Below are 6,947 nucleotides of genomic sequence, written 5' to 3' on the forward strand. Positions count from 1 at the left end.
GGGGTGGGGTCGGGGGCGTTCGTCGGCGTTCGCGGGTGTCGAGGAGTGACATGGTGGCGGCTCACGCCTTCTTCTTCGTGGTGTACGGCCTGGTGGGGTCCCAGTCCGCGAAGACGTAGTCGGACGTGCTGACCTTCTTGCCCTGCTTGGCCACCGCGGCGACCGCGTCCGAGAGCAGCTGGAACTTCTTGTCGGCCAGGCTGCTCAACGCGCCCTGGACGTCCTTGATCTGACCCGTGTAGACACCGGTCACGACATCGCCGATGTCGGGCTTGGGGACGCTGGGCGCGACGCCGGCCAGCTCCGGGTTGCGTACGAGGGGCACCGGGCCGCGCAGCACCTGCTCGGTCATGCCGATGAAGGCGGCGAAGGGCTTGGAGTCGATACCGTCCGGGTTGTTGTTCGCGGGGTGGGCCGAGACGCCGTTGAGGTCCTCGACCCAGCGCCGTCCGGCGGCGGGGGACGTCAGCGCGTCCAGCCACTGGAACGCCTCGTGCGCCTTCTTGCTCTTGGCGGAGACCGCGGCGAAGGAGCCGTTGCCGACCGGGTCGGCGTAGTAGTAGCCCTTGGGTGTCGTGGTGGGCGAGGGCAGGGTGACGAGGCTGTAGTCGGTGAACTTGTGCTGGGTCCACTCGGGTTGGTTCCACACGCCGCCGACGGTCATGCCGAACTTGCCGCGCTCGAAGAACGCGCGGGCCGCTTCGTCGGACAGGCTCACGGAGTTGGGGTGGAAGAAGCCGCGCTTCTTCCACTCGACGAACAGCTCCAGGAAGTCGGCGTAGGCCCGGTCGGTGCCGAACGTCCACTTGCCGACGCGGTAGTCCATGCCGGTTCCGGGGACGGTGGGGGCGCCGCCCGGTGCGCCGGCGCCGCGCACGAACAGGTCCAGCCACCAGGCGAGGACGCCGATGCCGTCGGCGTTGCCGAAGCCGAAGCCGTAGGACTTGCCGCCGCTCTTCTTGGTGATCGTCTGGGCGGCGCTGGTGACTTCGTCCCAGGTGCGGGGCAGCTTCACGCTCCCGTCCGGGTTCGTCAGGCCGACGGACTTGAAGACGCCGTGGTGGATGTAGAGCTGCAACTGCGGACCCGAGCCCTTGAGCGGGGCCGAATAGACCTTGCCGTCAAAGACGTTGGCGCCTTCCAGGAAGGTGCCCTCAGGAAAGCGTGACTGCCATGCCGGGGTCGCCCACTCGTCGAGCGGGTGCAGCCAGCCCTTCGCGACCTGCTCGGCGACGCTGGGCACCTGCGGGATCATGAAGACGTCCGGCGGGTTGCCGCTGCGGTTGGCGAGCGCGACCAAGTCCGGGTATTTGGCGTTCTGTTGGGTGGTTTTCTTGACGCCGACCCCGCTGTGGCCCTTCTCGAAGAGCTCTATCTCCTTGTCCACCCAGGGCGCTTGGGTGACGTACCAGTCCCAGTAGGTGAGCGCGTCCGCCGACGAGGAGGGGGAGCCGGAGCCGCACGCGCTCAGGCCGCCGCCCAGGGCGAGGGTGCCGGCGCCGAGTGCGGCGGTGCGCAGGAGGCCGCGTCTGGAGACGTTCGACGAAGTCATCTGGTGTTCCTCCGAGGCGGAGAAGAGGGATGCGGTGGGATGCGGTGAGTCGCGAAGGGGATGCCGAGCGGCATGTAACGTTCACTGAACCGTTTACAGTAACCGGGACGTTAAGGGGAGGTCTCACGGTCGTCAAGGGGTTCGGCAATCCTGGAGAAGTTCCAACAGCCGCCTGTACCCGGGCCGTAGAGAATCCCTCGCCAGTTGTGTAACTTTTTCATCGTTGTTACTTACATCGGCTGTTCACCGGGGCGAGGAGAAGCAGAGCATGGCTCAAGGTCGGGGTTCCGCAGGCCGGGCGACGATCCGTGACGTGGCGTCGCGCGCGGGCGTGTCCGTCGCCACCGTCTCGCGGATTCTCAGCGGGGCGTACACCGCTCCCCCGGCGACGCACGAGCGGGTCATGCAGGCGGTGCAGGACCTCGACTACGTGGTCAACGCCAACGCCCGTTCCCTGAACACCGCTTCGGGGATGGTGGCGATGGTGGTCAACGACATCACCTCGCCGTTCTTCATGAACGTCGCCTCTGGGGTGGAGGAGCAGGCCGTCGCCGACGGCCGGGTCTGTCTCGTCTGTTCCACCCAGGGTGTCCCGGAGCGGGAGTTGTCGGTGATCGAGCTGATGCGCCAGCGCGGTGCGGAGGCGATCATCCTGGTCGGCGGCATGGCCGAGACCGAGGAGCACCTCGCCCAACTCACCGCCGCCGCCGAGGGGTTGGAGCGCGCAGGCTCCCGTCTGGTGCTCTGCGCCCGGCCGTGGAAGGGTGGCCCGAAGGCGCCGGTGGACGTGGTGGAGTGCGACATGGAGAGCGGCGCCTTCGCCGCCACCAGCCACCTTCTCTCCGCCGGCCACACCCGGGTCGCCCACCTGGCGGGCCCGCACGAGTTCAGTGTGGCGGGCCAGCGCCTCGAAGGATACGAACGGGCCCTGCGCGCCCACGGCGTCAAGCCCGACCCGGCGCTCGTCGCCGAGAGCGACATGACCCGCGAGTCCGGCTACGAGGCGGCCTGCCGCCTGCTGACCGACACCGACGCCACCGCGGTCTTCTGCGCCAGCGACATGAGCGCGGCCGGAGCCATCGCCGCCGCCCGCGACCTGGGCCGTTCGGTCCCCGACGACCTCTCCGTGGTCGGCTTCGACGACATCCCGCTCGCCGAGGACCTCTACCCCCGGCTGACCACCGTGCACGTCCCCCAGCAGGAACTCGGCCGCTCCGCGACCCGCCTCGCCCTGCACCGCCGCCCCATGGACCCGCCGAGCCGCCGCGTGGTGCTCGGCTCGCACGTCGTCGTACGCCAGTCGGTGGCGCCCCCGGCCCGCCTCAACACCGTTGGAAAGGTGGACAGTTGATACCGGAGGACCGGCTCCTCTCCCCCCACACCGGCTGGACGCGCGCACACTGGGAGGCGCTGGCCGACGCCCAACTGACCGCCGTCCGCCCGTACTCAACGGACCGGCACGCCCTGCTCCATCTCCCCGGCCCCGCCAGCCGCAACGGCCGGCACAGCGACGGCCTCGAAGGCTTCGCCCGCACCTTTCTGCTCGCCGGCTTCCGCCTGGCCCACTCCGGCGCCAACGACCCGCACGACCACGCCAGTTGGTATGCCGAGGGCCTGGCCGCCGGCACCGACCCGCACTCCCCGGAACACTGGCCGAGCATGCGTGAGTGCGGGCAGGCCAAGGTGGAGTGCGCGTCGGTGGCCATCGCGCTGCACGAGACCCGGCCCTGGATCTGGGACCGGCTCGACGACGCCGTACGGCAGCGGATCGTCGCCTGGATGACGGACCTGCTCGGCAGCGGGGTCTCGGACAACAACTGGGTCTGGTTCAGGGCGATCACGTCGGCGTTCCTGCGCTCGGTCGGCGCCCCGTGGAGCGCGCCCGACATCGACCACGCGATCGCGCGCACGGAGACTTGGTACGCGGGCGACGGCTGGTACTCCGACGGCGGCGGCACCGGCGGCCCGCTCCGGCACTTCGACCACTACTCGGGCTGGGCCATGCACTACTACCCGCTCTGGTACTGCCGCATCTCCGGCGCCGACGCGGACCCCGCCCTGCTACCCCGCTACCGCGCCCGGCTGCGCGGCTACTTGGACGACGCCCAGCACCTGGTGGCGGCGGACGGCGCACCTCTGTTCCAGGGCCGCTCCCTGACGTACCGCTACGCGATGCTGTGCCCGCTGTGGGCAGGCGCCGTCTTCGACGCCACTCCCCTGCCGGCAGGCCGCACCCGCCGCCTCGCGAGCGGAGTCCTACGGCACTTCACCGAGGCCGGCTGCTTCGATGAGCGTGGGCTCCAACCACTGGGCTGGCACGGGGAGTTCACGGCGATCCGGCAGCCGTACTCGGGCCCTGGTTCGCCGTACTGGTCGAGCAAGGGCTTCGCCGGGCTGGTGCTGTCGGCGGACCACCCGGTGTGGACGGAGAAGGAGGAGGCCCTGCCGATCGAGACCCAGGACGTGCGGCGGACGTTGACCGCCCCGGGGTGGCTCGTCTCCGGCACGGCGGCGGACGGGGTCGTCCGCGTCGTCAACCACGGCAGCGACCACGCGTCCGGTGACGGTGTCGACGCCGAGGCGGACGACCCGGTGTACAGCCGCCTCGCCTACGCCTCCCACGCCGCCCCCGACAGCAGCGAGGCGAGCCTGAACGACCCGCTCGACTCGCACATCGCGCTGCTCGACGCCGACGAACGCCCTTCCCACCGCCGCCCGTTGACCCGCCTGCACCTGGGCGTGCGCACCGCCGTCTCCCGCCATCGCGCGCACTGGCCGGCCGGCCCGGTACCGGCCCCGTATGCCCACGATCCGGCGCCCGACTTCCGTACGGGGCCGTGGATCACGACAGCGTCCGTACTGAACGGACCGCTGGAGGTGCGGCTCACCCGGGTCGACGGACCGGTGCGGGAGCCGTTGCGGCTACGGGTCGGCGGTTACTGTCTGGCGGCGACCGAGCCGCCGGGCATGCGCCTGGAGTCCCAGCCGGCCGCATGGGTGCGCAGCCCGACCGGCCTGTCCAGCACGGTGGTCGGGCTGCGCGGTTTCGACGAGGCGGGCATCGGCACCGCGCGCGACGCCAACGCCTTCGGGCCGCGCTCGGCGACACCCTGGCTCGCCACGACGGCGGAGGTCCAACTGGGCACTGTCTACGCCGCGTTGGTCTGTCTCTCCGGGGTGGTCGCGGGTCCGGGTGCCGCCGAAGCCGTACGGCTGGAGGTCTGTTACGACGGTGCCGGCACCGCCCTCGCGGCTGTCACGTGGCCCGACGGCACCCAGGACGACGTCCGCTTGGAACCGCCGAGTTGATGGGCGAGACGGTGTGGGACGCGGGCTGTCAGGGGCCCACGCCCCACACCGCGATCACGTGCCGTCGATGAGCCTGACGGCGAGATCGGGACTGAACTGCCCGGCGGGCACGGTCGGAGCGACGCCGCACTGACCATCAGAGTTGCCCGGTGTCTTGACCCACAGCAGCAGGTCCTCGGCACCGCCCACCCGTGGAGTGACTCCGAGCTTCCGTCCGGCCGGGTTGCACCATTCGCCGTTGGAGCCGTTGCCGTTGCGGCTGGTGTCGACGGCGAAGTGGGAGGTGCCGCCGAGCGCCGAGTTGATCGAGTTGCCGTAGGTCTCCGAGGACGGGGTGGTGTAGAAGTTCGAGACGTTCAGGGAGAAGCCGCGGATGTTGGCCACGCCCGCCGACCTCAACCGGCTCGCCATGGTCGCCGGGTCGACCCAGTTGGTGTGTCCGGCGTCGAGGTAGGCCCAGGTGTTGGGTGCCTTCTGCTGGAACATCTGGGTGGCGTAGGAGAGCATCGCGAGGCGGTCGCTGGTCTGTGCGCTGGTCAGGCAGCTGAAGTCGGACAGGGCGTCCGGCTCGATGACGACGACGGCGGGGTGGGTGCCGACCGCCGCCGCGAAGGTGGAGATCCAGGTGTGGTAGGCGGCTACGCTGCCCGCGCCGCCGGAGGACTCGCCGCCGCACGCGTCCCGGCCCGGGATGTTGTACGCGACCAGGACGGGTAGTTTGTCGTGGCTGTCGGCGGCGCCGACGTAGCCGGACACGGCCGGGCCGATCCCCGCGCTCTCGTTGGCGAACCAGCGGGCGATCGGCTGGGAGGCGATGGCCGACTGGATGCGTGCGGCTCGGGAGTCGGAGGGGTTGTTGCGGACCCACACGGCGGGGCCGGAGTCGGGGTTGGAGTAGAAGCCGCTCGTCAGAGAGACGGGGCTGGCGGCGGCTGCCGAACCGGTCGCCACGAGCGACAGTGGCGCAACTAGCAGGCAGATCAGGGCAGTTCGGAACGAGACGGTTTTCAGCGAGTCGGTTTTGAGCAGGGCTTTCCAGCGCATGGTGCGTCCCTTTCTCTCGGGGCGGGGCTGCCGTGGGCCCCTCGGCTCGGCTCCGTCCGCGCTCGTCCGGGCGCGGGCGGAGCCACGGCGGTACATACCGTTCGATCAACGGTGCTCAGCGCGCCGAGTCGGCGGCGAAGGTCGCCACCCAGGCGAGCGCGGAGTTCCAGTTGATGGCGACCTCGTTGGTCGAGTACGAGTAGATGTCGTCGATGTAGCAGGTGGCGGGGGCGCAGCCGGCCAGGTTCTGCTGCGCGACCGGGTCCTGGAGCGCCGAGTCGGGGCCACCGGCCAGTGAACCGGGCGGCGGGCTGGGCAGGTTGGGGTCGATCTGGTGGGCCCAGATGCGGTTGTGCTGGTTGTGGCTGAACTGCGTGCCGTAGCCGGTGACGAAGGACTGGTTCAGGGCGTTGCGGCCGAGGAGGTAGTCGAGCGACTCCAGGACCGCGCTGCGGTAGCTGTCCCGGTGGGTGAGGTCGTAGGCGGTCGCGATGACCATGGCGTTGTTCGCGGTGACGCTGTTGGAGCCCCAGACGTAGGCGCCGTCGGTGGGCAGGCTGGGGTTGGGATAGCCCTGTGACCGCTCGTCCCGTACGAAGCCGTCGGCGACGGTGAGGACCCGCTTGCGGGCGGCGGCGACCATGCGGGCGGGGAAGCGGCCCGGCAGGCGGACGACGGTGAGGTCGGCCAGCGCTCCGGTGTCCCGCCACGAGAACCCGGCCGGGGTGATCTCCGTGTCGATGCGGGACAGATAGGCACGGTCGTGCGTGGTGGCGTACAACTCCGTTGCGGCCCAGGAGAATTCGTCGGTCACGTCCGTGTCGGCGTAGGCTCCGCCGCCGACGCTGTCGCTGCTCGGGGCGTACATGTCGGGGTGGGCGAGCGCGGCCTTCCAGGCGGTCTCGGCCGCGGTCAGGCACGTGTGCGCGAAAGCGGCGTCGTAGCGGGCCCAGACCCGGGCGCACTGGGCGCCCGCGGCGGCCAGGTTGAGGGTCGCGGCCGTGGACGGCGCGTGCAGGTAACGGGGTTGGGAGTCCTGGTC

Annotated in this window: 5 protein-coding genes; 2 read left to right on the forward strand and 3 right to left on the reverse strand. The window is 70.5% G+C overall.

The annotated features are described in order from the left end of the window. Nucleotides 1-61: 61 nt before the first annotated feature. On the reverse strand, nt 62-1,552 hold the full coding sequence (locus tag ACNFOC_RS48335; RefSeq protein WP_416965364.1) for an ABC transporter substrate-binding protein: 1,491 nt from the start codon (nt 1,550-1,552) through the stop codon (nt 62-64). 268 nt (nt 1,553-1,820) lie between these two features. On the opposite strand from ACNFOC_RS48335, the gene ACNFOC_RS48340 reads away from it, so the two are divergent. Together ACNFOC_RS48340 and ACNFOC_RS48345 are read left to right on the forward strand one after the other, a co-directional pair. Then, nucleotides 1,821-2,903 (forward strand): LacI family DNA-binding transcriptional regulator, encoded by a 1,083-nt coding sequence (locus ACNFOC_RS48340; RefSeq protein ID WP_416965365.1) that lies wholly within the window; start codon nt 1,821-1,823, stop codon nt 2,901-2,903. Next, on the forward strand, nt 2,900-4,861 hold the full coding sequence (locus tag ACNFOC_RS48345; protein ID WP_416965366.1) for a DUF2264 domain-containing protein: 1,962 nt from the start codon (nt 2,900-2,902) through the stop codon (nt 4,859-4,861). Before ACNFOC_RS48340 ends, ACNFOC_RS48345 begins: the two co-directional genes overlap by 4 nt. 54 nt (nt 4,862-4,915) lie before the next feature. Here ACNFOC_RS48345 and ACNFOC_RS48350 read toward each other — a convergent pair whose 3' ends face one another. Both ACNFOC_RS48350 and ACNFOC_RS48355 read right to left on the reverse strand, forming a co-directional pair. After that, nucleotides 4,916-5,905: a glycoside hydrolase family 6 protein gene (locus ACNFOC_RS48350; protein WP_416965367.1), complete on the reverse strand. Its 990-nt coding sequence runs from the start codon at nt 5,903-5,905 to the stop codon at nt 4,916-4,918. A gap of 115 nt (nt 5,906-6,020) precedes the next feature. Continuing rightward, nucleotides 6,021-6,947: glycoside hydrolase family 9 protein (locus tag ACNFOC_RS48355; protein WP_416965368.1), on the reverse strand; the 927-nt coding region annotated here is incomplete at its 5' end.

The sequence above is a fragment of the Streptomyces colwelliae genome (assembly GCF_048158785.1).
Taxonomy (GTDB): domain Bacteria; phylum Actinomycetota; class Actinomycetes; order Streptomycetales; family Streptomycetaceae; genus Streptomyces.